The organism is Siphonobacter curvatus, from assembly GCF_002943425.1.
GTDB lineage: Bacteria > Bacteroidota > Bacteroidia > Cytophagales > Spirosomataceae > Siphonobacter > Siphonobacter curvatus.
In genome coordinates, this window is record NZ_PTRA01000001.1 from 1,736,921 (window position 1) to 1,761,140 (window position 24,220).

The window sequence follows — 24,220 nt, forward strand, 5'->3', positions numbered from 1 at the left end:
CCTACCGTATAATCAACCCAAACGTATTTTATTATGGCAAGTCTTGCTAGTCTTTTTCAAATGGACAAGGCCGAGGGCCTTTCAGAACTGTTCGTAGCTCAATTGAAAGATATTTATTGGGCCGAAAATAAATTAACGACGGCTCTTACCGAGATGGAAACCGCAGCGACGACGGATGAACTCAAAGGAGGTCTGCGTACGCACTTGGCCGAAACGGAAGGACAGATTAAGCGTCTGAATCAGGTATTCTCTTCGCTGGGTCTGGAAGCGGAGGGCGTAAAATGCCAGGCGATGGCTGGACTGGTGGACGAAGGCGAAGACATCGTTGCTGAAACGCAGAGTGGTAGTCTGACCCGTGATGCCGGTATCATTGCCGCCTGTCAGAAGGTAGAGCACTACGAAATTGCCAGCTACGGAACGCTGGTAGCCTGGGCGAAAATTCTGGGTTATGAAGAAGCCGCTCGTCTGCTCCATGCCAACCTGCAGGAAGAAGAAGCAACCGATCAGAAGTTAACGATGCTGGCGGAATCGTTCGTGAATACGACCGCTACGGCTGAGTAATAGAAATTGAGATTGAAAGGTGGATGTCCTTTTTCAAAAGGCCCGCTTTTCTTAAACGAGAGGTCCGACACCTCTCGTTTTTTTTGTGCCTGATTGTTCGACAATAGCTATACGTGCCGCCGAATTTTTAGGAGCGATTAGTCTGGAAACCAGATGAACAGGCCCTGATTCTAGAATCTTATCATGGAGTTATACCCCAAAATTTAATATCTAATTAGTGATAAGAAAGTCCAGCCCAAAACGCATGATCAGCTATAAATAGATCCCTTCTAATCCTTCCATTAAACCTCAAACACCACCCAAACCTTAAACCATTCCAAGCTCAAACTTTAACCTACAGTAACCTCAAATACTCACCCGTTCAAACATCAAATCCCCCTTCCCAATAGGCACATTTTTTTCTCAGCATAAAGCTTACTATCCAACCTCACGTATAGCACGTATACCATGAAAAGTTTAGATTCCATGTTGTCTGACCTCTTGTCTGACAAGAAAACGGTGTCCCGCCAATTGTTCTTACGCCGGGCGGGTCAGGGACTCGCCTTGTCGGGAATAGCGGGGGGATTAGCCGCCTGTCAGATTAGCTTAGGTCAGGGAAAAACCGATGGGGTGAAGCCCACTTCGCCGCCCGCAAAAAATACAGACCCTTCCAAGCCCGAACAGCCCATTGAACTGGAAGCCTGGAAGGCAGAAACCGAGCAGGCCGCTGGCCCCACGCCCAGTCCGCAACCCGAAGAACAACGCGTAGGATACGCCATTGTTGGTTTGGGGCACTTGTCGCTCGATGAAATCCTGCCTGCTCTGGCTCAGTGCAAAAAGTCGAAAGTGACGGCTCTGGTTAGTGGTAACCGGGAAAAGGCCCTGAAAGTGGCAAAACAGTACGGCGTTCCGGAAAAGAACATTTACAATTACCAGACCTATGATCAGCTCAAAGATAACCCGGAGGTACAGGCCATTTACATTGTACTGCCCAACGGGCTGCACGCCGAGTACACCATTCGCGGAGCCAAAGCGGGTAAACACATTCTGTGCGAAAAGCCCATGGCCAATACGCCCGAGGAATGCCGTCAGATGATTGAAGCCTGCAAACAGGCCAACCGCAAACTGATGATTGCCTACCGGATTCAGTACGAGCCTTACCACGCCATGATTCGCGATTCGATCCGTCAGAAGAAATTTGGTAAGGTGAAATTCATTGAAGCAACGAATGCTCAGTACACGGCCAATCCTTCGCACTGGCGTCATGTGAAAGCCCTGGCTGGCGGTGGCTCGTTGCCCGACATTGGGTTGTACTGTCTGAATACCATTCGATACGCCTTAGGCGAAGAGCCCACTGAGGTAATGGGGTACCAGTACTCCACGCCCGGCGATCCGCTATTTAAGGAAGTAGAAGAGAACGTAACCTGGCAGATGCGTTTCCCCAGCGGCGTACTGGCGAACTGTGCAACGGCTTACGCCGCTCACGAAAACCGTACGTACAAAGTACTGGCTGAGAAGGGCTGGATGAGTATGCAGCCCGCCTTCGCTTATAAAGGTCTGTCGATGAAGCAATCGCACGCCGAAGGCCCCGTGGAGTACAACGAAGAGCCGAAGGTCGCGGAGAAAAACCAGTTTGCTCTGGAAATGGACCATTTCTCCGACTGTATCCAGCAGGATAAAAAACCCTTTACGCCGGGCGAAGAAGGGCTTCAGGATCACATCATCATGGAAGCCATCTACCAGTCAGCCCAGGAAGGCAAACCTGTCAAACTACAGAAATACGACAAACTCGACACCTTCCGGGGGACGGAACCGAAGCGAGGATAGGGTTTAAGGTTTAAGAGAAGTTTGATTGGGTTTGAAGTTTGAAGATGTTTGATAAAGGTTTAAAGGTTAAACGCGTTTAAAGGAATCGAGCTAGGGTTGTGGATTTGTTTTAGTAATACCTTCATTCATAAGACTGAAACTTGGATCAAACCTCATCCTTTCGTTAGACCTTAAACTGTACTTAAACTCCATCAAACCTCCTTATACCATACATCAAATAAAACGCCGTTGCAGCCTACTGCAACGGCGTTCTTGTTCATGGGTTGGATAAACTAAGACTCTTAATACGTGGTAGGTACTGCTTTACCGTGGATTTCGTGTCCGTTGTGAGATTCCAGTTCGTCTGCAATTACTTCGCGTTCTTCCTGGGTTCTCGGCGTTACGCCAATGACGATGCCGCCTTCTTTGATGCTGCTTTCGTAGTATTCAGCCCGTTCTTTCGGAATACCCGATCCGACCAAGGCACCGATGATACCACCCGTCAAACCACCCGCTCCGGCTCCAGTCAGGGCGGCCAACAGGGGACCAGCTACGACCAGACCCAGACCCGGCAAAGCTACTACGGTACCGATCGCTGCGATGGCACCTAGAATAGCTCCGGCGGTGCCACCGATGGCGGAACCGATACCCGCTTTTTCCATGGCCTTATTGCCAAGCTCAGATTCATGATCACTCGTACGGAAACTTTCCTGCGTCGCGTTCGACATCAGTACCGATATATCATTCGACGAATAACCCCGGTTGATCAGGGCGTTATACGCGTTTTCCGCATCTTTTGTATTATTGAATACGCCCGTTACCGCTCCGGTTCCAGTCGTCATCGTGTTTACATTTTCCATGGCTTTAAGTAGCGTTGAGGATTAAACTACATGACTACTTTTATTAAACAGACGTACCAGAATAGAGGATAAATGGTAGATTTTAGAATTAAGTAGTTGATAATGAATAGTTTGTATTCTATTGGCTTAATGAGAAGTAGAACGAAAGTCGGGAAATACCCACTCCCCAGATCGGTTAATTATGGCCCCAATGGGGTGTGAGGGAGTAGAAAAGGTAGTCTAATTTCAGGTTGAATAAGTATCTCTTCCTCGAACGCCTATTTAACAGCCTGACGCAAGGTTTTGAGTAATTTGTTTACGTTGGGGTAGGAATACCTCTGTTTCTCCAGCCAATTGCGGTATCGGAATGCAGCTTGAATAGTAAAATTATTTCAACACCATCCTTGTCTTTATCAGCTAAGTACTCTAGAAACTTCGTCTTCGCTTCCCGATACTTCTTAAATGTCGAATATTCAATTTGACCGTTTTCATAAAGTTCTTCCCGTTGGTTAACCCAACGATGAAAAACCTCTTTGATGGTTGGGGATTTTGGTTTGGGGGCTCTACCTCCGATTCAAAAAAGGCTCGGTACGTTTCAAGAATTGTTTGTGCCTTAACCGCCTTTTTGTCTTTCTAAGTTCCTGATAAGCAATGTCAACACGGCTAAGCAATTCCTCCAGATCCTGGTTGATTGAAAGATATTGTGGGTGGGAGGGAAGTACCCGTTTTGACTCATTATCCCAATCGCTGGTTGAGATTTTGATTCCGGTTGAGCCCAGCTCAGCCCGTTCGCCTTGATACTTAATTCGAGCATAAATGGTACACTTGGTTTTTGAGGTGTTGCTAAAATGCCTCCATAGGCTCACAGTCATCATAGAGATTCGTCTGCGTTTCATGGTCTTGCGAAACCCTTCCTGAACTTACCAATTCGCAAGAAAACGTGCCGGGGGGCAGTATTTAGCTAAGTAGTTTATGCCACCCGGGGGTGTAACCCGATTGAGTAAAAAGGGGAGAAAAAACCTAAGTATTTGAGGGTAAGGCACAAAAAAAACCTGTTCGGGTCGCGAACAGGTACCTAAAAGAATGATAATTGAGCTTATTTGAACTCTCTGAGCCCCCTACAAGACTTGAACTTGCGACCTACGCATTACGAATGCGTCGCTCTACCAACTGAGCTAAGGAGGCGTTTGGTGGCACAAAGATAGGGTTTAAAAAAGTCCCTTGTCAAGCCCTGTGCCAATATTTTCTTGATTTAGGGTTGAAATTTGTATAGAAAGCCCCGGTTATTCTCCGTATTTACCCCCAGTATGTAGAGTTCACCTTGCTCATCCTCACCGAAACTATACACCTGCCAGTTCGCCGGACGACTACGTGGCTGTACCACGCCCCGAGGCCAGGTTTTGCCCTTCGATTCCGTCAGATACCAGATCGGACCCGACCAGTCGGCGAAGATGTATTTGCCCTGCAGAGCCGAAATGGCCTTGCCCCGGTACACAAAACCGCCCGTGATGCTGATGCCTTCGCTGTGCGGATATTCCGTAATCGGATCGATGTAATTTTTGGGATCGGGGTCTTTCTCGTTGAAAGGATGATAGGCTTCACGCACCCGCCAGCCGTAGTTGCCGCCTTTCGTAATGATGTCTACTTCCTCGTACTGATTTTGTCCGACGTCACCGGCGAAAAGCTTTCCATTGCTCTTGTCGAAGCTAATCCGCCAGGGATTCCGCAAGCCATAGGCGTAAATCTCGGGTCGTGCTCCCGCCTGAGTCTTGAACGGATTGTCCGCAGGAATGGCGTAGGGAGCTGTATTGACATCAATCCGTAGAATCTTGCCCAGCAGCGTATTCATGTTTTGGCCGTTGCCGTGCTCGCCGTGGCGGTCATTCGCTCCGCCGCCGTCACCCACGGCAATGTATAGGTATCCATCCGGACCGAATTTTAAATCGCCGCCATTGTGGTTCGATTCCGGCTCGTTGAATTCCAGGACCAGCTTCCCACTTTGCGGATCGGCTGCGTTTTTGTTACCCGATACCGTAAACTCCTGAATCACACTTTTGTGATTGCCGCCGCCCTGCGATCGGGCACTGTAGTACACGTAAAACTTACCATTCTTGGCGTACTGCGGGTGAAAGGCCAGACCCAGCAGGCCGCGTTCATCGTAGCCATTATTTTTGATGACCACCTTAGTAAGATCCAGAAAAGGCTGGGCGACGAGTTTATTTTGATCGATGATGCGTATACGTCCGACTTGTTCAGTTACGAACAAACGACCCGATCCGTCACCGGGTACAGCAAAAGCCGTGGGCAAATCCAACTGATCGGAAAGGAGTTGCAGTTGTACGGCAATGGGCTTTTCAGCCTGCGTTTGCTCGGGTGACTGACAGGCTACGTACCCGCAGCTCAAGGTCAGGCTGAGTCCTAGTACAAGAAAAGATCGAAGCATAGGGTAGGAATCATTAAGTATACGTCCTTATCTAAAATAAAAATACCAGCCCGGAAACGGCGATTCATTTTCCGGAACAATCCCATCTGAGCGTTCTGCCTCACTGGCCGAATTTTTTATTCCTCAAAGTTTAATCACCATCTAACACTCAAAACTATGGCAGAGACTCCGAACCCGTCGCAAACCAATCAAGATCAAACGCATGACCTCCAGCAAAGGGCTCACGAACAACTCACTGCTCAGGAGCTGGAAGAAATCAGAAAACAGGGTCAGCCCCTAACCGAAGCTCTCCTGCAGGAAATTTTGGAGCGGCGTAATAAATAAGCAGCGTAAGAATCGTCAGTTAGGGTCTAACCGGTATGCTCAGCCGGGTTGTTGCGTTGCGATCTGTCGGCGGATTTCGATCAGGGCTGTGATGTCGATGGCAGTACAGACAATGCTAACCACCCGGCCTTTCTGGTTAAATAAGGGCGTGTACGAATAGCTAAACCAGAATTCCTGCAAGCGATCACCGACCTTAATGTATACATTACCTTCGGAAGTGTGATAGGCGTTTCCCGTGTGGAAAACATCCTGAAGAATCGCCATGAAGGGCTGATCTGTAAATTCGGGTACGGCGTCAAGTAAGGGTTGGCCTATGATCGAAGCCTCTTTGCCCAGGATCTGAAGCATGGATTTGTTGATGGTCTCAATGGTCAGCTCCCGGCCCGCTAAGACCGCCGTAGGAGCAGGAGAGTTTTCTACGATCGTACTCCAATGACGTCGGTTGGATTCTAGTTCCTGCCAGGCCAGTACTAGCGAAGTAATGTCCTGAATGATGCCCGAAAAACGGTAGGCATTGCCGTGCTCATCAAAGAACGCCTGTCCTTTGGCATGTACCCAGCGTAACTTATAATCTTCGCCGCCGATGGTTCTGAATTCAATATCGTAATCGCCCAGCGACTTCGGATTTAATGCCCAGGTAATAGCTTGATCGACGCGACTCTGATCGTCGGGGTGAGTATACTCCAACACGATCTCATAGGGAACTTCTACTTCCCGGACAAAACCGTATAACTCCCGGCATCGCTCATCCCACCAGACTTGTTTTCGTTCCAGGTCCATATCCCAGGTACCCACCTGAGCGGCTTGTAGGGCGAAGGAAAGACGTTCTAAATCGGAAAAGCGACTTTTACGTGATGGAAAAGATGGGTCACTACTCATATTGAATTGTTGCTTCTAGCACACGGAAGATAACAGGTAGCGAGCGACGCAAAGAAAAGGGGCGAAAATCTTTTTTGTCTATGGAGTTATAGTACTAAAATAGTAGGTTCCGGGATGCCTAATCTTGGGGGGATCGTTAACCAAAGAGGGATGGGAAGTCTGGAAACAAGGTCCAGGACCGCCCGCCCGTTCTGATGGATACGTAGCGTAGCAGTACTAGCGTCGGTCCGCGAGTACCTCTCACTAAAGCTGGATAAACGGGTTTTCTCAGGCCGGAAGTCAAACCCTACGAATCTAGTTTTGACTCACGCTTAATGCCATCTGGGTTAGGTAGGAATGACCGCAATTCAATTAAAGCCAGACGGTATATTTGAAAGGAGAAATGCCTTTCGACTTAACGCTTACAACGACCAAGAAAAGAACTAGGTAGCCGCTACGAAGGGGTAGTGATACCGAAGCAAAAAAGGGTTGGCAAGGGAAAAGGAGTATGGGAAATTCCTTATTTATACGTATATCGTACATCGATTCTTAAAAAATGTCCACGCATATGGCAATTCCAATTTATATTGAAGAGGTAATTACCGAAGTAAAAGTATGGCTGGTGACGCCAGACAGTATAACTCCCCAGGGTAAATTAATCGATGCGTATTACACCCGCAATCCGCCTCAGTTTGTGGAAGGAGAAACCATCACCCTGTTTGAAAACGGCAAAAAACTAAGCGGCCTGTATAACCTGGTAAAAGTGTATAAAGTCTCCAAAGCATTATCGGTATACAATGAAGAGGTAGGAGACCGAGCCCACGAAGAAAATAGAAGAGTGATGCTGGATATCGTGCTTAAACAGATACCTCGGCAAGGGAGTAGGGTGGAGGATAATTGATGGGTGGGGAAGCTTAAACTTGCTGCGGTTTTGGGTGTTTAGCGAAGCGTCACCAACACAATGCTCTTATCATCTACCATTCATCTAATGCAGCATAAGCTTGTAAAGCTAGGAGGATAAGAGAACCTTTCTTCGATTGAAAATATAAGAGACTTTAGTGCTAAACACCAACAACAGTAAGCAATGAGAGCTTTTGAAAATCGTGACCTATTTCGTGATCATATAAAATAACTTACTGAAAATCAGTAGGTTATTTTTATATAGTGGCTCCGGCGGGAATATATGTGGCGTTGATTTACAGATACTTAAGTATTTACTTGAAATGCGGTATCATTGATAGTATCAAAAATGAATAGTAATTATATTTGATAGCAACTAGGAATGTGCCACTATGCTGTACAGTACCTGATAGGTATATTATAAAAATACCTATATAAAATTTTTACAAGCATTATCAATTAATAAATACATGGATTTACTCATACCAAAAGAATTAGAGCAAAAACTAAAAACTTCAGAGGATATAAATCTGATTGTTAGAACTGTCATTAGGGATTATAATTCAATCCTTCATGACCGGAAGATGTATTTTTTTGAAGAATATACTCCTCATGATATTGAAAAACATCTAAATGATATTTTGAAAACCTCATTAGGCCTTATGACAAAGAATACCTTAAGTATATTGTCTGGTGAGGATATAGGGATTTATGTGCTAGCTGTTCTACTACATGATATTGGCATGCATATTGAGTATGACACTTTTATAGCACTTGTAGACGGGAGGTATGATGTTTCATTAAAAGAAAGTGATTGTTTTAATACTAGGGGTAAAACTTGGCTCACTTTGTGGAATGAATATATATTAGAAGCTAAAATACTTGATGCAAAGGCACGGAATAGTTTATATGGTAATTCTGATGTATTTCCTGAACGAAATATTGATATAAAAAATAAAGATTCAATTGATGGTTATCATAAAAAATTAATTGGTGAATTTATAAGAAGACATCATCCTCGATTTGCACATGAAGTTGCATTGCAAGGATTTATAGGTAAAAATGGTGAAACAATTGATTTTGCTAGAGACTTAGACTATAATAAAAGACAAATAGTTGGTTTAATAGCTAGGAGCCATGGAATTAATATCCGAGATACATTTTCCTATTTAAGAAAGAATTGGAGTAAAGTTTGGAAAAATCCTCATAATATTAATATAGTATTTCTAATGGTATTGATTAGAATTTCAGATTACCTGCAAATAGATGCAAGTAGACTAGATTCTAAGGTGATAAAACTAAGGACTATAAATAGCCCCTTGTCGGTTTTAGAACATCAAAAGCATTCCGGGATAATTGATATACAGGAAGATACTGACGATTCAGAAAGAATTATTATTGTTGCTAAACCTGAAAATGTATATGTTTATAATGGATTAAAAAAACTTTTTGAGAGTATACAAATGGAGTTGGATGTATCATGGGCTGTATTGGGAGAGGTTTACGGGTCGAAAGTTTTGACTAAACAACCTAAAATTACATTAAGAAGACTATATTCTAATTTGGATGAACAAGAACTTCTAGATGAACTTAATTATGTTGCTAAAGAAATAAGGATTACACAGCATGAGAACTTAGCGAAGTTGTTTATTGCACCACTATATGGCGATAAACCTACTTTTGGAGTGAGAGAGCTAATTCAAAACTCAGTTGATGCTGTAAATGAAAGACTTAAAATAGGAAGTTCAATTTTTGATACAAATATTTATGTAAATATTGAGAAAGATGATAAAAATAAGTATTTTTTTACTATAAAAGATTATGGTAAAGGAATGACTATTGAGGAAATTAGTAATTACTTCTTGAAAGTAGGAGCATCGTTCATTAACGACATTCGATGGAAAACTCGTTTTATAGATGAGATCGGTAATGTTTTGATAAATAGAGTGGGTAGGTTTGGGGTTGGAGTATTAGCCTCCTTTTTAATTGGTAATAAAATTGAAGTTACGACTAGGTCGATACAAGATGAGAAAGGTTATAAGTTTACAGTCATATTAGATCAAAATGATATTGAAATTGAAAGAAATATAGATACTTGTATTGGTACAACTATCACTATAGAAATTAATAGTGACTCTCTCTCTGGCTTCAAAGATTCTTCGTCTAAACGTTGGTATAGGTGGTATAATTTGCCTTTTCCTGAAATAAAATACAATGCTCCTGATGAGTTTTTTGACCCTAATTCAATGAGTCAAGGCGATTTTATAATTTTACCCTCAGAAAATGCAGAGCAAGATGGGTATTGGGTGAATGGATCATATGATAATATAACTTATTCTTGGGCCTATTTCCCAGAAAGCTCCGCAGAGAGAAATTTTAAAAGAGGTAGATTTGAGAATATATTAAGTAAGACAGCTTATGTTAACGGATTTTTTATTTCTACTTTGCCTTATAATTCCATTGGAGATATTTATCATAGTTTACCTGCTCTTAGTCTTTTTGATAGGTATAATAAACTACAAATTAATTTAAATAGGAATAGTATATTTATTCCTCCTATGATTATATTTAATATTTTTCAACAATCAATTGATGATTTTATAGCATGTTTATTATGTATGCCTTTTGATGCCAGTGAAGGGGTTACAACGCGTTTAAACTATCCAGGTTTTTCTACTAAATATGCGTCAGAAAGTATTGAGGCGGGGAAAGCTAATAAGTATATTTTAAAGATTTTATATTCTAAGAATGGTTACACTACTTTAGCTTCGTTAATGAATACCGATAAATATGATAACTACAAAGTATTTGATGTTATATTTAATAGTAATGATGTTAGATATGATTGGCGAAGATATGATAACAATACTGTTTCGACACCTTATTACTATAAAATTAGACTTAATAATGTATTAGATGATAATCCGCAAATGGGCTTTATGAATGATACGGATTTTTATTGTATAACTAGAGAATTAGATTCAGTTATAAACGATGATGATAGTTTGGTGAAATTTTCTTTAATTCCAAGTATTAATACGGTAAGAAGCATAATGGATATGGAAATAATAGATAAATATGATTTTATAAATTTGATTAAAAATGTTAGTAAAAATATTACTGTAACTAAGAATAAAGAAAATCTTTTTTTGTATAAAGGTATTAATGATTTGAGAATTTTGAAAGAGGATATTTTAAATATATATACCAATCCACTAGGGATTAAAACGATTAGTGATAGAATTTATCAATTGTTGGGGAATGATCCTGTTATTCCATTTTCATTAAAAGAAAGGGTCGAGAAGTTTCCGTTGGCTTTTTATGCACTTAAAGATTATATTTTTAAATATCTTCAAGATAAATAAATTTTAATCATAATTAATAGGGTGTAAACAATCTTACTATTTACACCCTATTAATTATTCGTTTACTTCGTTAGCCAGTCTTTACGATACATAAATCGTTCAGACCATACATCACTAACTAAATCATTATAGGTTTTACCTTCATCTTCTGGCCTTTTCAAAGCCAGCCTTTCGGTTGCACCCTGTTCACAAATTCTTTGAAACCGAAACATTTCATCATCAGAATCAAAGGCATTGGCTGACCGCATTCCATTCCCAGTGTAAAGCTTGTTTACTTTTATAGGACAATCGTAAAAGCTCATAGAGAAATAATTTAACTTTTGTTAGTAGGAAGACTTACTCCAAATTTTGACAGGATAGGCTCAAAAAAGCCCCATCCATAAGTGTCCATGAATTCTTCTTCTCCTTCCATTTTACCTGTTACTTCAACAGTAGCGGATTGAGCCGGAACAGATTCGGCATTAGCTGTGTCTTTTTTCTTGGTCAAACCTTTTTGTTTACCAATGTGAGAAACTAAGCTTTCAAAGAAGTTAACGCCAGTAATTTGAATAATTTTTTCACCTGGATTGCCATTCACTTCGATTACATAACTTGTACCGTTGGCATCTTTCATAATATCAACGCCAGCAAACTCTAATCGACACGCTTTAGCTGCTTGGATACAGATTTGCTTGTCACTTTCGGAAAGTTCAACTTTCCGGCCGCTACCGCCTTGACTAATATTAGCTCGGAAATCTTTCTTACCAGATCTTTCCATCGCTACGACAACTTCGTCTCCTACAACTATAGCCCGGATGTCAGTAGCATTTGCTTCGATATACCCTTGTAATAGTAGGTCGATTTCTTCTTTATAGAAGGATTCTAGTGAAGTATTAGTTTGTACTGCATCATTTAAGATCATTACGCCAGTTCCCTGACTTCCAGATAATAATTTGGCAATTGCTGGCAATCCCCCAATTTTATTTATGAGAAAATCAGCATGAATAGGATTTTTTGCAAATACCGTACGAGGAACACGTAGACCCTTAGCACTTAATCGCTGAGTAGTCTTCATTTTGTTTTGTGCCGTTAGTAAGCCATCGGCTGTCTGAGCACAATACAGGTTAAGATTTTCTGTTAGGTGCTGAAGAATTGCCGCTCCGAACTCTAAACCCCGGCCAATGCGGCTAATGACCGCATCAAAGTCTTTCATCTTTAGTCGCTTAGGTTCGGTTAGGTCCGGAGATGCACTGTAGATTCGATCATAACCACTTTCTGACTCTGATACGTACAAATACAGTTCGTGAGGACGATAATGCTCCCAGGTATGCCCAGCTGCTTCAAGGGCTTTAATTAAACTAGGGGATGGATTGCCTGAGGCAAGAAGTAAGATATTCATTTTTCAATGTGGGTTGTGTATAACACTGCAAATATGCATTAAGAAATCATAGGAAAATGCGACAAAGCCAGCAATACAACATTTTTGTCAAATAAATGTGAAATTTTATAAATTTATTTTTACGTATATAGTCAAGGGGTTAGTAAAGGACATCATATTTCGAGGTCACCCAGCGGCAATTGCTTTATCAAATCAGTGCGAGCCTGCAGTCAAACGACACATAGAATAGCATAATAAAAATAAAAAATCGTAAGTGTCTGGATAATAGATATTTACGATTTAGAACTTTGAAAAAGTGTCCAATTTTCAATAATTGCCAGTCATTTTGCTGGCAATTCGTGCTTACGACACGGAAAAGCAGTGATGTAATTGACTAATAATTGAGAATTGCCAGCGAATTGCTACTATTAAGTCTTATTGCAGATAAGCCTTAATCTAGACTTCTAGAGTCAATTACAGATCGCTTCATATATAGTTGGCAAGGTCGCTATAGTACCCATGAGGAGATAAGATCATATTTCATAGAGGCTTCGACGGCAATTGTTTTGCCAAAACAGGTCACGCTGTGCACTTTTCTGTCTTTTGCATTACTGAATAAAAAAATAAATTTATTTAAATGACTGATTTACAGGTATTTGATAAAAAATTCATTGAATAAAAGTTAAAAAGCACTCTCATAAACGGAAATAAGAGACTCATATGAGCCTCTTTTCGTAGGAATCGCCTGACAATTATTAAAAATTAAGGATTCATTGATAAATCATCGATGTGAAATCAGGTACTCATTGAAGTCTTTGGAGCCTCGATACAAATCAGATCGATCCGTGACATGAAAGCCAGATCTGGCTAATTGATCGACGGCCTTGAAGCCAGCTGCGTCCCGATCTAAAAAGGCATGGACCTGCTGTATGCCGGATTGCTTCATTAGGTCTATAGCTTTTGACAATTGAGCCGTGGAGTTGAGTATACAGGTTGTAAACTTTGGTTCTAGAGTAGAGAAAAAAGTAAGGGCTGAGAGAAAGTCAAAGAAGCCTTCGAATAAATAGATCTGTTCATTTCGCTTACCTGGTAGGGTTGTGATGCCAGCCGGCCGGGTTTGTCCTTTAAAGCCGGCTCCGTTACGTAAGGCATAACCTCCCAGATCATTCTTAAATCCGGCTGCAAAATATTTTCTGCCGGCTGACACGTAATGTACTTCCTGCAGAAATTGTCCGGCAATTGCCAGAGGTATACCACGGGATTCTACGTACTGGACTAATGAAGCATGTGACAATTGCTTAACGGCAATTATTTCAAATTTGCTTTCATAATCATTCGCATAAGATTGGCCGCTAAAAGAAAAGGAAATGCCGGCATGCATGGGTTGCAGTTGATTAAGCCTTTCAACGGCCTGAGAGAATGTAAGGTTTTCAAGCATCTGACAAAGCCTGATAACATCTCCTTTGTGCTCATCACAACCGAAGTCATTGAAAACGTTTTTCCCAGGGTGAACAAAAAACGAAGGGCTGCTCTCTGCTCTTAGAGGGCTTGAATAAAGCAATTGTCCTGCACTTTTTTTTACAGGCAAGTAACCCATCGTTTGCAGATAGTTATAGATGGGATAGGAGCGTGCATTTTCTAGCAAATGAGAGGCTGTCATTTTATAAATTTTATAAGCGGTCAAACCAAAGAATATTTGGAAGAACAGGGACAGGGACAGACAGGTAGGCCTATACTGTCCTTGTCTGTCCCTGTCCCAAACAGGCCAAATAATATTTGGAAAATGAGCTTATAGTGATAGTTTTTGCCAAATATTTTGAATTTACTTTTCTTTTAGCGGCCAAAATCATGGTTAAATGCAATTGAAAATCAGGGACGGACAGGGACAGGGACAGCTATATATATAATTGTCCCTTTGTCCCTATATATGTGTGCGGACTGTCTCATGTATTTGTCCAAAAAGTTGTCCAGTTTTAACTTGAGGTACGAGGGTAGGGATTTCATAGCTCTCAGCTAGATGATATAAGCCATCAGGGTCTACAATAGCGTATCCTAGATCTAGCATTTTATCGTGGTAACGGCGTGCTGTTTTAATGTGAACTAATTCACTTGTCTTCCTGGGAGCGTGCATCTGAATCAACTCTAAAAGCACCTTCTTTAAGCAGGGCTTTTGAAGGCATGCAGTAGCCAAAGTTTTAAGATCATCTTCCTTGCGAGCTGTACGGTCTTCTAGCACTTTCATATAAGCTACTTCGTTCTCATCGCACTGAGCAAAGCGATTAGCTGATTTGTCCCAGCGAAAATAGATCCTGTCAAAATCAGCACTGCCTCTGATATACTTCGGCTCAATCCAGTGTACTTTCTTCTCGCGGTCTTTGCCAATTGATATGACCCCGCCAGACTTGCGTTCAGCTTCTGCTCCAATATGCCCACGTAGATTGCCAGTAGCCCCTCTGTTTTCGTGAATCATGCCTACAATGCAAGTATTATTTCTACTGGTCATTGCCATCAAGTCACCAATTAATTGATTTGCTTCTGCTTCTTCATTTACTCCTTTAACCAAATCTGTTATACCATCAATAATCCATAGATGTGCATCAGGATATTTGTCAAATAGAGCAAATACAATTTGCTTTCTTTGGTCATAATTGTATTGCCTTAGATTGAATACAAGAAAGTTCGAAGGTTGGTCTTTAATGCCAATTAAACCTTTTACTGTTTCTAGTTGACGTTTCGTAAATGCAGGAGGTTGTTCCGTATCAATATAAATTACATACGCACCATTTGAATAAGTGGAACGGATTTGCAAAGAATCTGTATTAGCAGGTAAACTATTGGACAATGCAGTGGCTAACATTAATGCAGATATGCTTGATTTTCCAGCTTTAGGAGGCCCTGAAATAAAAGAAACGTCGCCTTTGTAGGCAAACGTAGCATTGCCAATGTTGATGACGGGTTCTATCGGTGGAATATAAGTTCTATCTGTTATCTGGCTAGCTTCGATGAAAGTTTTTACATCAAAAGCTTTATTGGAATTAATATTTTTATTCATATTTTTGTCAGGGTATTAAAACACAAGCAAAACAGGTAAAGCCCGGCAATCTAAAAATTGCCGGGCTTCTTTTTAATTATTCGGGAAGGCTAAATCTTTAAGTAGTTGAATCATATTGATGTGCTTAAAAATTTCGCTTTGCTGTAAATGAACCGTTCTCCATAACCATTCATTCTCTGAATTCTGCCATTCAATTGAGCTAACAAGTTTGATGTTTTTTCTTCTTAGTCGATTGTTTTCTCTTTTAAAAAGATCTATTTGCTTTTGCAGGTATATTAATCGCTCTTCTGAGTTCATACGGCTTCTTGGTTTGAGGAGTTTTGATCATTACGGTATACTTCAAACTTACCCTTGAAAGCATTATTTACGTCATTGATTATAATATCCTTTCTGATGCTCAAGTAATGCTTTTCCATCATTTGCAAAGAGAATCCCATCACTTGACAAGTAGTAGCTTGAGGTACCCCATTTATGATGAATAAGGTAGTACAAGTTTTACGGGCCAAATGTGTGTGCAGTCGCTCTCTGATACCTAGAATATCTTGAATGTCTTTCAAGTATTGATTCATCTTAGCATTAGAGGGTACAGGTAACAACAAGCCGTGTTTTCGGCAATTGTCTTTCTCGTAATTAGCAAGGATAGCTAGAGCAGGTTCGAGTAAGGGTATAAACTGAACAACATTCGTTTTTTTTCGGGGTTTCTCTATATAGTACTCACCTTTTTCAGTTTGGAATATCTGAGAAGTTTTTAGCTCCCGGACATCTGTATACGCAAGGCCGGTGAAGCACTGAAATATAAAGATGTCTCTAACTTTCTGAAGGGCTGTAGAAACGAATGTAGCATCAATGCAGGATTGAATTTGTTTCTCGTTAAGTGCCTGGATAGCCTTATACTCCTTCTTCAATCTTACCTGGGCAAGCGGGTTACGATCTATCCATTCATAAGCAACAGCAAAGTTTATGGAAGATCTTAAAAACTGAAAGACTTTGATTGAGTAATTCTGAGAATACCTCCGTTTATTCTTCAGATAAATCATTAACTCTGAGGCAAGTGCAGGCTTTATTTGCTCATAACTCATATAATGGCCGTAATTAGCATAATCAAAAAACTCTGTAATTCGCTCCTTATACGTTTTGTAAGCTTTCAGCGTAGCTTTACCAATTTCAGTACCTACCCTTTGGTTAGTTTGATCAATCATTTTGTCAATGCCCTGTAAAACAGTAGGCAGTGTTACATCATGACCTCTCAATCCTGCCAATATTTGGAGTATTACTCGAGGTTCTAAGCTTCGCTGAGTCACAAACCTCTCAGTAAAAATTACTTCTACCTCTGATTTTAATTGATTAAGAAATAAGGTATGTGGCTGGTTACCTTCTATAGTGGCTGTTTGGGGATTCCAATTGGTTCTGTCATCTACGAATATGCCTGTACTTAGTTCGCCTCGGTTTTTGCCAATCGTCACTCTCATATAAACAGTGCCGCAATGTGCTCCTTTCTTAGAGGCATTAATAAAAAAGCCTATTTTACAGGATTTGATTTTTTCTCTGTTTCTGAGAATTCGACGCTCTGACTTAGCTAAATTTGTTCTGTTAATCATTGGTTTGATTTTGATTTAACAAGGCCCTGGTACTACTGGTGATAGTGCTAGGGCTTTTTTTGACAAATAGTAATCACGAACACCATTGATATATGGTGCTTAGGGTTATAAAAGCAAAAAGCCATTAGCGTTAGGCTAGATGGCTGCTTTTATTGAGCGTTAAATGTATTTGGGAATAATTTGGAGAGCTCTTCAGCAGGTACTAGTACTTTACCAGTACCGCTGGGTTTAACAGTGTTGAACACACCATCTCTTTTCATCTGCTCAAACTTAGAGCGGGAGATAGAGAGCTTTTTACAGACTTCAGTAGCTGTGTAATAGTCTCGAGCAGGAATAGGAGCCTCTTGACGAATGAGAACTTTAAGCTCTTCGAACTTCTGATTCATAGTGTGAAGTAAATACTGGGCTTCACTACTGATAATCAGTCCTTTAGGTAGATTTTTAGGCGTTGCCATATAGAGTTTGTTAGTTTCTACACAACAAACATAAGGAAAATAGTAATAAAAAAAAACATTTCTAAAATGGACCTCTGTTGGCTACTTTTCCAAGATCCTCTAAAATAGCAATGGCAGTTGAACTATTTTTATAAAAATCTAAGAAAGCTTTTTGAAACTCACCCGTAAGGAAATCGTAGTAAGAGTATTCATATGGCCTATCTATCATAAAAAAATTTTTGTCATTGTGAAGAACTAAAGGACGATAAAACATTTCAAAATGCCATAATTTAGATTTTATACTCTCTTTAAACTTTGCTACTTCAGGCTCAAATTCAGAATAATATTCAGCCATGCTCAAAGCGTTAATATTTATACACTTATTAATAAATTCATATTCATCAAGTGAAACATTAGCTTCTACTAATATTTGTGATCTCAATAAACTTTCAATGTAAACACTCAATGGCCTCCCGAATGAAGAGTTATAATAAGCCATAATGCCAGCTAAAAGTCTTCCATTATACTTTTCTGGTACAATATTTTCAAAAAAATAAGTTATTTTTTTAGTTTCCCATTCTATTTTGTCAAGATTATAATCTTTTAGATTATCTAATCTCATATTCTCCTGATAGTAAATCGCAGTTTCGCTCTTTATACGTGTAGTTTCACCATTATATGTTATTTGTACATAAAGAGGAAAAATACTATTATTATTTTCATTCAATCTTCCTTTTAATTTAGTATTGACATAGTGTTTAATTCCTAAAGTGGTATCTTGATTTTCTATTTTTACTTTAGTTTTTTTCATGAAACTAATCCCAGTTTTTTATGTTTTTTAAAATTTTGTTTCGCTCGGAATTGGTAAGATGTAGATACAAGTTCGTTGTGTCAATTTTTGAATGTTGAAGAATATTCTTTGTGGGTAAAACTCCAATCTTGTTTACTAAGATTGTCCCAGCTGTATGTCTAGCTGTGTGAAAAATTAAATGTTTTTTTATGCCAGCCCTTTGAGCAAGTATCTTTAATACCTTATTTACATAAGGGTTAGATAATCTAAATAGACGTTGACTGTCATTTTTGGGCCAGTATTTAATTGCAATCTTTTCGGCTTTACCCTCAAATAGTAATCGAAGTGGCAAATCAAAGATCTTGTTTGTTTTTTGTGCCTTTAAATGAAGAATTAAACCTTCAGTACTTTCAATAAAATTATTTGAGGTTAAAGTAGAAACGTCACTGAATCGAGTTCCACCTGCATATACAGAGAATAAAAACATATCTCTAACTCGCTCAAATCTTTTTTCTTCAGTTGTGAAGCTTAAAGCTTCTAAAGCTTGCAATTCTTCGATAATTAGATAAGATCGATTTGAAACACCTTTAGGCATTTCAAAATCCTCAAAGGGATTGATTTGTAAATGCTTATATTTAATTGCAAGCCTTATATATGTCCGTAGTTGTTTAAGTCTCTTATTAACTGTATGGGTTTTATATTTTTTTCGACTTAAAAAAAGGCTAAAGCTGTCAATAAAAGCAAATGTTAAATCCTCAAAAAAGATTATTTCTTTAAACTCCTTTAATAGCTCTAAACAAAAATGCTGGTTACGATATGTAGAATATTTAATCTTATTGCTTCTAGCTTTTAACTGATCGCTATAAAACTGAGTAAAGGAAAGAATATTGTCTTGTTCAATTAAATTTTGATCTTTCTTTTTTACTAATAGATCAAAGTCTTCTAAAATAAAAATTCGGCTAAGAAAGGATCGCTTTCTTTCAAAATCAATTAGATCATTGATTTTGTTACGTATCTGGTTCTGTAAATACGGGTCTTTTGCTTCGTTCTTTTTAGCATTCCACTCATTAGCTGATAGGTAAATACCTGTGCTGAAATATCGGCGATTGCCTTCTAAATAAGCTTCTATCTGAACCAACGCTTTGCCTTTCCTTTGAACTTCTTTTTTTCGATCAAATCGAACATTATACTTTACTATCATGGGTACGAACGTTTAATGACGTATCAAACCTATATAATAAAGTTCGTTGGCTCTTGGTATCATTGCGGGTAGCAAAAAGTCTGCTATGAAATACTAAATTCTGCTACGAAAAAGTGCCTTATTTTGATCCAACTCCCCAAAAATGTGCCTTCAATGTACGTTTATGAAGGTTTTACGTGGCTCCGGCGGGAATCGAACCCGCATCTAGCGTTTAGGAAACGCCTATTCTATCCGTTGAACTACGGTGCCAAAAGGATATTGATTCCTGCAAAAATCTAAGGAATCTTCGCAAAAACCAATACCCTTGTCTTTTTAGTAAGAATTTGATTCTTCCAGCCAGTTCGGGAAAATCTGGAAGTGCTTGGCTTTCACCAAATCCAGCAGAGCCTGACGCAGTTCGTCAATGTTCTCTTTCTTTTCCGCCGAGATAAAGATGGCTTTCGGCTTTTCCGTATCCAGATACGTATTCTTCAGGAAATCGATCGGGGAGAAGTTACCCTCCTGAGCTTCGAATTCCATTTCCGGACTGGGCTGATACAGGTCAATCTTGTTGAAGACCAAAATCATCGGTTTATCACCGGCTCCAATTTCGGCAAGAATCTGGTTTACCACCTGAATCTGCTCTTCGTGCCCCGGATGCGATACGTCCACGACGTGCAGCAGTACATCCGCTTCCCGTACCTCATCCAGCGTCGATTTAAAGGACTCGATGAGCATAGTGGGCAATTTACGGATGAACCCTACCGTGTCCGTCAGCAGAAAGGGAATGTTTTCGATGGTCACTTTCCGTACCGTCGAATCTACCGTGGCGAAGAGTTTGTTTTCAGCAAACACCTCAGCCTTGGCCAGTCGCCGCATCAGCGTCGATTTGCCGACGTTCGTGTAGCCTACCAGGGCTACGCGTACCATCTGCTCGCGGTTCTTGCGTTGGGTGACGGCCTGACGGTCGATACGGGCCAGTTTGTCCTTCAGAAAGGCAATCCGGTCGTTAGCAATCCGCTTATCCGTTTCCAGCTCTTTCTCCCCGGGTCCACGCATCCCCACACCCCCGCGTTGCCGCGATAAGTGGGTCCACATCCGGGTTAGTCGGGGGAGTACGTACTGTTGCTGAGCCAGCTCTACCTGCGTACGGGCCTGAACGGACTGGGCACGCATGGCAAAAATGTTCAGAATCAGTAAACTCCGGTCGATGATCTTGACTTCCTTATTCCGTTGCTGGAAAGCCGTTTCCATGTTACGGATCTGGCGGCCCGTCAGATCATCATCACAAATAATCAGATCAATACCCTGGTCAATGACGTAAGCCATCACGTCCTCAAAGCGGCCTTTACCTAAAAACAAATTCAGGTCGGGGCGTTCGAGGCGTTGGACAAACGTTTTAACCGTTTTTACGCCTGCCGTTTCAGCCAGGAATTCCAGCTCAGCCAGATATTCACGGGTCTGTTCTTCGGTTTGTTTAGGCGTAACCAGGGCGATCAATACCGCCGTTTCTATGTCTTTTTCAGTGCTAAACAAAACTATACTTGGGTCTTAGTGTAGAAAGTGGGGACTAGCGTAGGGAGAATAAAAAGGTGTACCTTCTTACTCCGCACTCACTGCGTAAGTGAGGCTAAGCCAGCTTTCTACGGAATGATAAAAAGAAAGAAATAGGACCAGGGAAGAGGGCGTCCCTAGACGACAAAAAGATGATACGTTGCAGCTAAAATCACGATGGAACAGAATGATAAATAAGGTTGTTCAGTAGCGTAACACAAGAAATCGATTACTCAGTTCATACTCAGGCAAAATTAATGAAAATAAGCTAATGAACCAGTGATTGGTGTATGATGCCGGTTCTTGGTCCTGAGAAATGCGAACGGATGCCTGTTAAAGCCTAATCTTTTTACGTACTTTGCCCGACTGATCATTGCTTTTACATGAAAGTTACCGAATACATCCAGCAAGCGAACGGAAAAGCTCTTTTTTCCCTTGAAATCATTCCCCCTCTTAAAGGCCAGAGTGTTACTGAATTGTTTGATACGATTGAACCCCTGATGGAATTTAAGCCACCCTTTGTGGACGTTACCTATCACCGGGAAGAACTCATCGAAAAACGCCATCCCAGCGGACTCATTCAGAAAGTACCCGTCCGGCGGCGGCCCGGCACGGTGGGCGTATGTGCCAAGCTCATGGAGCGGTTTAAGGTAGACGCCGTGCCTCACGTCATCTGCGGTGGCTTTACGAAAGACGAGACCGAAGATTTCCTCTACGATCTGCATTACCTGGGTATCAACAACGTACTCGTCCTACGCGGCGACCCAGAGAAGTCAGCGGGCGTATTCAAGCCGAAAGAAGGCGGCCACGCCTACGCGACGGAACTGGTGGAGCAGGTAGTGGACATGAACCACGGACGCCTGCTGCACGAAGAAACGGAGGCTCAGCCGACAAACTTCTGCATCGGTGTGGCGGGGTATCCGGAAAAGCACTTCGAAGCTCCGAATCATAGTAATGACCTGCGGTACCTGAAGAAAAAGGTGGAATTGGGAGCGGAGTATATCGTAACACAGATGTTTTTCGATAACCAGAAATACTTCGATTTCGTGAAGCGTTGCCGGGAAGAGGGTATTACGGTACCCATCATTCCGGGCCTGAAACCTATTTCAACCAAGAAGCAACTGACGGTACTGCCCCGCATTTTCCACCTGGATTTCCCGGAAGAACTGGTACACGCCGTAGAAGCCTGTAAGTCGGACAAGGAAGTACGCGAAGTAGGGATTGAGTTCGGTATTCAGCAGTGCAAGGAATTGCTGGACTTCGGCGTGCCCGTCCTGCACTTTTATACCATGGGTAAATCGGACTCCGTACAGCGAATCGCCCGGGCGGTGTTTTAGACGACCAAATACGACGATACGTGTACTGGTCGGTTGAGGAGCATTCGGATAAAAATAAAGCAGCGTATCTGGCCTGTAAAGGACATAGATACGCTGCTTTTGGTAAGGAGTAGACTAGGACCAGATGCTTTGTGCTTCCGTTTTGATCAGAGCCAGGGTTTCCTGCCAGACTTCGGTCGGACGACCATTGGAGAGTTCACTGATCTTACGAGCCAAATCAAGGGCCGGGGCATCCGGGGCTATTTCGGAAGCGGCCCGGTTGACGAGTGCAGTAAGTTCCTGCGTCGTCAGTCGAATGCGTTCCCAACTTTCCGGGCGGATGTACAGTTGCTGAGCGGCATTATGCTGGAACTCCTGGCGTATTTCGGCGACCAGTAGCTGTTGCAGATCCAGGGAGCTAAAGGCCTGACCCGCATTTCGAATGAGTAAGTTGCTGGGGCTAATCCGTTCCAGAAATAGGCAAAGTCGCTCGTACGCTTGCAGCCGCAACGGCAGTACCACTTTCAGCGACTCCAGTTTAGCATCCTGTTGTTGTTCAATCAGCTGTTTGTTCAGGAAAGCTTTTATTGATAAATAAAACGCGTATAAAACCAGGGCAGCGGGTAAGACTACTTTAATCAGATCACTAAAAAGCGTTTGCATAGAAAAAGAACGTAGTGAATTAAAGTACAAATTTTAGGGTTACGAGGATACTTTACCGAGCTTTCGGAACATAAAGAGCCGAAAGAGCACGTATATTAACGTTCAAAAGTAGATAATTGAGCGGCGAATCACCGCATTTTTAGCCAATGATCACGCAGGAAATTGTTCCCATTTCATTTACACAGTCGGCACAGGAGCAGATACGGGCCATTATTGAAGATAAAAAACTACCTGAATTTTATGGGCTTCGGGTAGGCCTGAAGGGGGCTGCCTGCGGAGCTTCGTTTCTGCTGGGGTTTGATACGAGAACGGATCACGACGATCAGTTTACAGTAGCCAATATTCCCGTGTACGTCGATCGGCGGCATCTCATGTACGTAATCGGACTAACGATTGATTTTGACGCCCAGGGAGAGGGATTCGTCTTTCAACCCAAAGCCTAGTGTGAGGAGTTTTTGAGCGGGTTCTTGCAAGGAAGGATGAGGAAGTGAGTAGGCGTTACGATTCCCATCAAATATCGTATTTCAGTATTAGTAAAGCAGGTAAGCTGCCGATTTAAGTATAAACACCTAAAGCCCGGTCAGTAATTTGGCCGGGCTTTAAACTAGAAAAAAGTACAAGGCTATTTGACTCCTTCTACTTCGTCTTCCACTTTTACGTGGCCCCAGTTCTCACCCGAACGAATCCGGTTGAGTTGGGTGTGCGTGATGCCGAACTGTTTAGCAATCATTTTCAGACGATTTTTGTCGCTTTTCAGCATCTTCTTGATCATGATTACTTTACTCTCAGTCAGCTTGTAATTTTTAGTTCGTTTGGGGCGAGGTTTCTCCTGGGGATTGGTGCGGTGGTGTTCGGTCATTTCGTCCCGTGTCACCCATTTCAAATTTTCCCAGTGATTATTTAATTTGTCGTGATCCTGGTGGATGATAAATTTGTGATCAGCAGAAGGACGATTCACAAAAAAATCAGCAACCAACCGATGCAGGTAACGGTTTATCACCTTACCGCCTCGTATACGGATATTCAGGGAGCGGTACCCCTGAATGATAGACCCCTTGATAATATCACCTTCAGGGTCATTCTGAAAGCTACGAAGCCTTCCATAATTCGATACTTCGTAACGGGGGGGATTCTCAATACCTTCAAAAGGAATTTCAATCCACTTTTCATTCCAAAAACTACTAGATTTCTTCTCGCTCAT

General features: G+C 41.5%; 23 protein-coding genes and 2 tRNA genes. 7 read left to right on the forward strand and 18 right to left on the reverse strand.

All coding sequences use genetic code 11. The annotated features are described in order from the left end of the window. Positions 1 to 33: 33 nt before the first annotated feature. On the forward strand, positions 34 to 561 hold the full coding sequence (locus C5O19_RS07110) for a YciE/YciF ferroxidase family protein (RefSeq protein WP_104710884.1): 528 nt from the start codon (positions 34 to 36) through the stop codon (positions 559 to 561). A gap of 447 nt (positions 562 to 1,008) precedes the next feature. Then, the gene (locus C5O19_RS07115; RefSeq protein ID WP_104710886.1) at positions 1,009 to 2,367 is read left to right on the forward strand and encodes a Gfo/Idh/MocA family protein; all 1,359 of its coding nucleotides are present in this window, start codon (positions 1,009 to 1,011) and stop codon (positions 2,365 to 2,367) included. A 281-nt stretch (positions 2,368 to 2,648) separates the two neighbouring features. On the opposite strand, the gene C5O19_RS07120 is transcribed toward C5O19_RS07115, so the two are convergent. The 4 genes from C5O19_RS07120 to C5O19_RS07135 form a co-directional block, all read right to left on the reverse strand. Beyond that, a complete protein-coding gene (locus C5O19_RS07120) occupies positions 2,649 to 3,206 on the reverse strand; it encodes a hypothetical protein (RefSeq protein WP_233207774.1) in 558 nt (185 codons plus the stop codon). A 542-nt stretch (positions 3,207 to 3,748) separates the two neighbouring features. Next, a complete protein-coding gene (locus C5O19_RS26495) occupies positions 3,749 to 4,081 on the reverse strand; it encodes an Arm DNA-binding domain-containing protein (protein ID WP_104710888.1) in 333 nt (110 codons plus the stop codon). A gap of 216 nt (positions 4,082 to 4,297) precedes the next feature. After that, positions 4,298 to 4,370 (reverse strand) — tRNA-Thr (locus C5O19_RS07130). A 67-nt stretch (positions 4,371 to 4,437) separates the two neighbouring features. Beyond that, positions 4,438 to 5,628 (reverse strand): PQQ-dependent sugar dehydrogenase, encoded by a 1,191-nt coding sequence (locus C5O19_RS07135; protein ID WP_104710891.1) that lies wholly within the window; start codon positions 5,626 to 5,628, stop codon positions 4,438 to 4,440. A gap of 156 nt (positions 5,629 to 5,784) precedes the next feature. On the opposite strand from C5O19_RS07135, the gene C5O19_RS25955 reads away from it, so the two are divergent. Continuing rightward, entirely contained in the window at positions 5,785 to 5,952 is a 168-nt protein-coding gene (locus tag C5O19_RS25955; protein ID WP_165795957.1) for a hypothetical protein, read from the forward strand. Positions 5,953 to 5,991: 39 nt separating this feature from the next. Here C5O19_RS25955 and C5O19_RS07140 read toward each other — a convergent pair whose 3' ends face one another. Beyond that, a complete protein-coding gene (locus C5O19_RS07140) occupies positions 5,992 to 6,831 on the reverse strand; it encodes a PAS domain-containing protein (protein WP_104710892.1) in 840 nt (279 codons plus the stop codon). A 547-nt stretch (positions 6,832 to 7,378) separates the two neighbouring features. Here C5O19_RS07140 and C5O19_RS07145 point away from each other — a divergent pair. Together C5O19_RS07145 and C5O19_RS07150 are read left to right on the forward strand one after the other, a co-directional pair. Further along, positions 7,379 to 7,711, forward strand: a complete 333-nt coding sequence (locus tag C5O19_RS07145) for a hypothetical protein (protein ID WP_104710894.1) — start codon at positions 7,379 to 7,381, stop codon at positions 7,709 to 7,711. A 469-nt stretch (positions 7,712 to 8,180) separates the two neighbouring features. Continuing rightward, positions 8,181 to 11,075, forward strand: a complete 2,895-nt coding sequence (locus C5O19_RS07150; protein WP_104710896.1) for an HD domain-containing protein — start codon at positions 8,181 to 8,183, stop codon at positions 11,073 to 11,075. Between the two features lie 62 nt (positions 11,076 to 11,137). Here the strand turns inward: C5O19_RS07150 and C5O19_RS07155 are convergent, their stop codons facing one another. The 11 genes from C5O19_RS07155 to hflX all read right to left on the reverse strand — a co-directional run bounded on the left by C5O19_RS07155 (position 11,138) and on the right by hflX (position 21,022). Next, entirely contained in the window at positions 11,138 to 11,377 is a 240-nt protein-coding gene (locus tag C5O19_RS07155; protein WP_104710897.1) for a hypothetical protein, read from the reverse strand. Positions 11,378 to 11,388: 11 nt separating this feature from the next. Next, positions 11,389 to 12,453 (reverse strand): ATP-grasp domain-containing protein, encoded by a 1,065-nt coding sequence (locus C5O19_RS07160; protein ID WP_104710900.1) that lies wholly within the window; start codon positions 12,451 to 12,453, stop codon positions 11,389 to 11,391. 760 nt (positions 12,454 to 13,213) lie between these two features. Further along, positions 13,214 to 14,092: a toprim domain-containing protein gene (locus C5O19_RS07165; RefSeq protein WP_104710902.1), complete on the reverse strand. Its 879-nt coding sequence runs from the start codon at positions 14,090 to 14,092 to the stop codon at positions 13,214 to 13,216. Positions 14,093 to 14,353: 261 nt separating this feature from the next. Continuing rightward, positions 14,354 to 15,484: an AAA family ATPase gene (locus C5O19_RS07170; RefSeq protein ID WP_104710904.1), complete on the reverse strand. Its 1,131-nt coding sequence runs from the start codon at positions 15,482 to 15,484 to the stop codon at positions 14,354 to 14,356. Positions 15,485 to 15,556: 72 nt separating this feature from the next. Further along, complete coding sequence (locus tag C5O19_RS07175) at positions 15,557 to 15,781, reverse strand: hypothetical protein (protein WP_104710906.1); 225 nt, start codon at positions 15,779 to 15,781, stop codon at positions 15,557 to 15,559. Continuing rightward, positions 15,778 to 17,082 (reverse strand): site-specific integrase, encoded by a 1,305-nt coding sequence (locus C5O19_RS07180; RefSeq protein WP_104710909.1) that lies wholly within the window; start codon positions 17,080 to 17,082, stop codon positions 15,778 to 15,780. Before C5O19_RS07180 ends, C5O19_RS07175 begins: the two co-directional genes overlap by 4 nt. Positions 17,083 to 17,231: 149 nt before the next feature. After that, a complete protein-coding gene (locus tag C5O19_RS07185) occupies positions 17,232 to 17,537 on the reverse strand; it encodes a MerR family transcriptional regulator (RefSeq protein WP_104710911.1) in 306 nt (101 codons plus the stop codon). Between the two features lie 61 nt (positions 17,538 to 17,598). After that, on the reverse strand, positions 17,599 to 18,327 hold the full coding sequence (locus C5O19_RS07190) for a hypothetical protein (protein ID WP_104710913.1): 729 nt from the start codon (positions 18,325 to 18,327) through the stop codon (positions 17,599 to 17,601). 4 nt (positions 18,328 to 18,331) lie between these two features. Then, on the reverse strand, positions 18,332 to 19,507 hold the full coding sequence (locus tag C5O19_RS07195; protein ID WP_104710915.1) for a site-specific integrase: 1,176 nt from the start codon (positions 19,505 to 19,507) through the stop codon (positions 18,332 to 18,334). Positions 19,508 to 19,684: 177 nt separating this feature from the next. Then, positions 19,685 to 19,756 (reverse strand) — tRNA-Arg (locus tag C5O19_RS07200). Between the two features lie 63 nt (positions 19,757 to 19,819). After that, positions 19,820 to 21,022: a GTPase HflX gene (hflX, locus tag C5O19_RS07205; RefSeq protein WP_104710917.1), complete on the reverse strand. Its 1,203-nt coding sequence runs from the start codon at positions 21,020 to 21,022 to the stop codon at positions 19,820 to 19,822. Between the two features lie 401 nt (positions 21,023 to 21,423). Between hflX and metF the strand changes: the two genes are divergently transcribed. Next, positions 21,424 to 22,377 (forward strand): methylenetetrahydrofolate reductase [NAD(P)H], encoded by a 954-nt coding sequence (metF, locus tag C5O19_RS07210; RefSeq protein WP_104710919.1) that lies wholly within the window; start codon positions 21,424 to 21,426, stop codon positions 22,375 to 22,377. A gap of 114 nt (positions 22,378 to 22,491) precedes the next feature. Here the strand turns inward: metF and C5O19_RS07215 are convergent, their stop codons facing one another. Next, the gene (locus C5O19_RS07215; protein WP_104710921.1) at positions 22,492 to 23,019 is read right to left on the reverse strand and encodes a DUF7935 family protein; all 528 of its coding nucleotides are present in this window, start codon (positions 23,017 to 23,019) and stop codon (positions 22,492 to 22,494) included. A 146-nt stretch (positions 23,020 to 23,165) separates the two neighbouring features. Between C5O19_RS07215 and C5O19_RS07220 the strand changes: the two genes are divergently transcribed. Further along, complete coding sequence (locus tag C5O19_RS07220; RefSeq protein ID WP_104710923.1) at positions 23,166 to 23,462, forward strand: HesB/IscA family protein; 297 nt, start codon at positions 23,166 to 23,168, stop codon at positions 23,460 to 23,462. Positions 23,463 to 23,641: 179 nt separating this feature from the next. Here C5O19_RS07220 and C5O19_RS07225 read toward each other — a convergent pair whose 3' ends face one another. Further along, positions 23,642 to 24,220 carry an NUMOD4 domain-containing protein gene (locus C5O19_RS07225; RefSeq protein WP_104710925.1) on the reverse strand — a complete coding sequence of 193 codons (579 nt, stop codon included), beginning with the start codon at positions 24,218 to 24,220 and terminating at the stop codon, positions 23,642 to 23,644.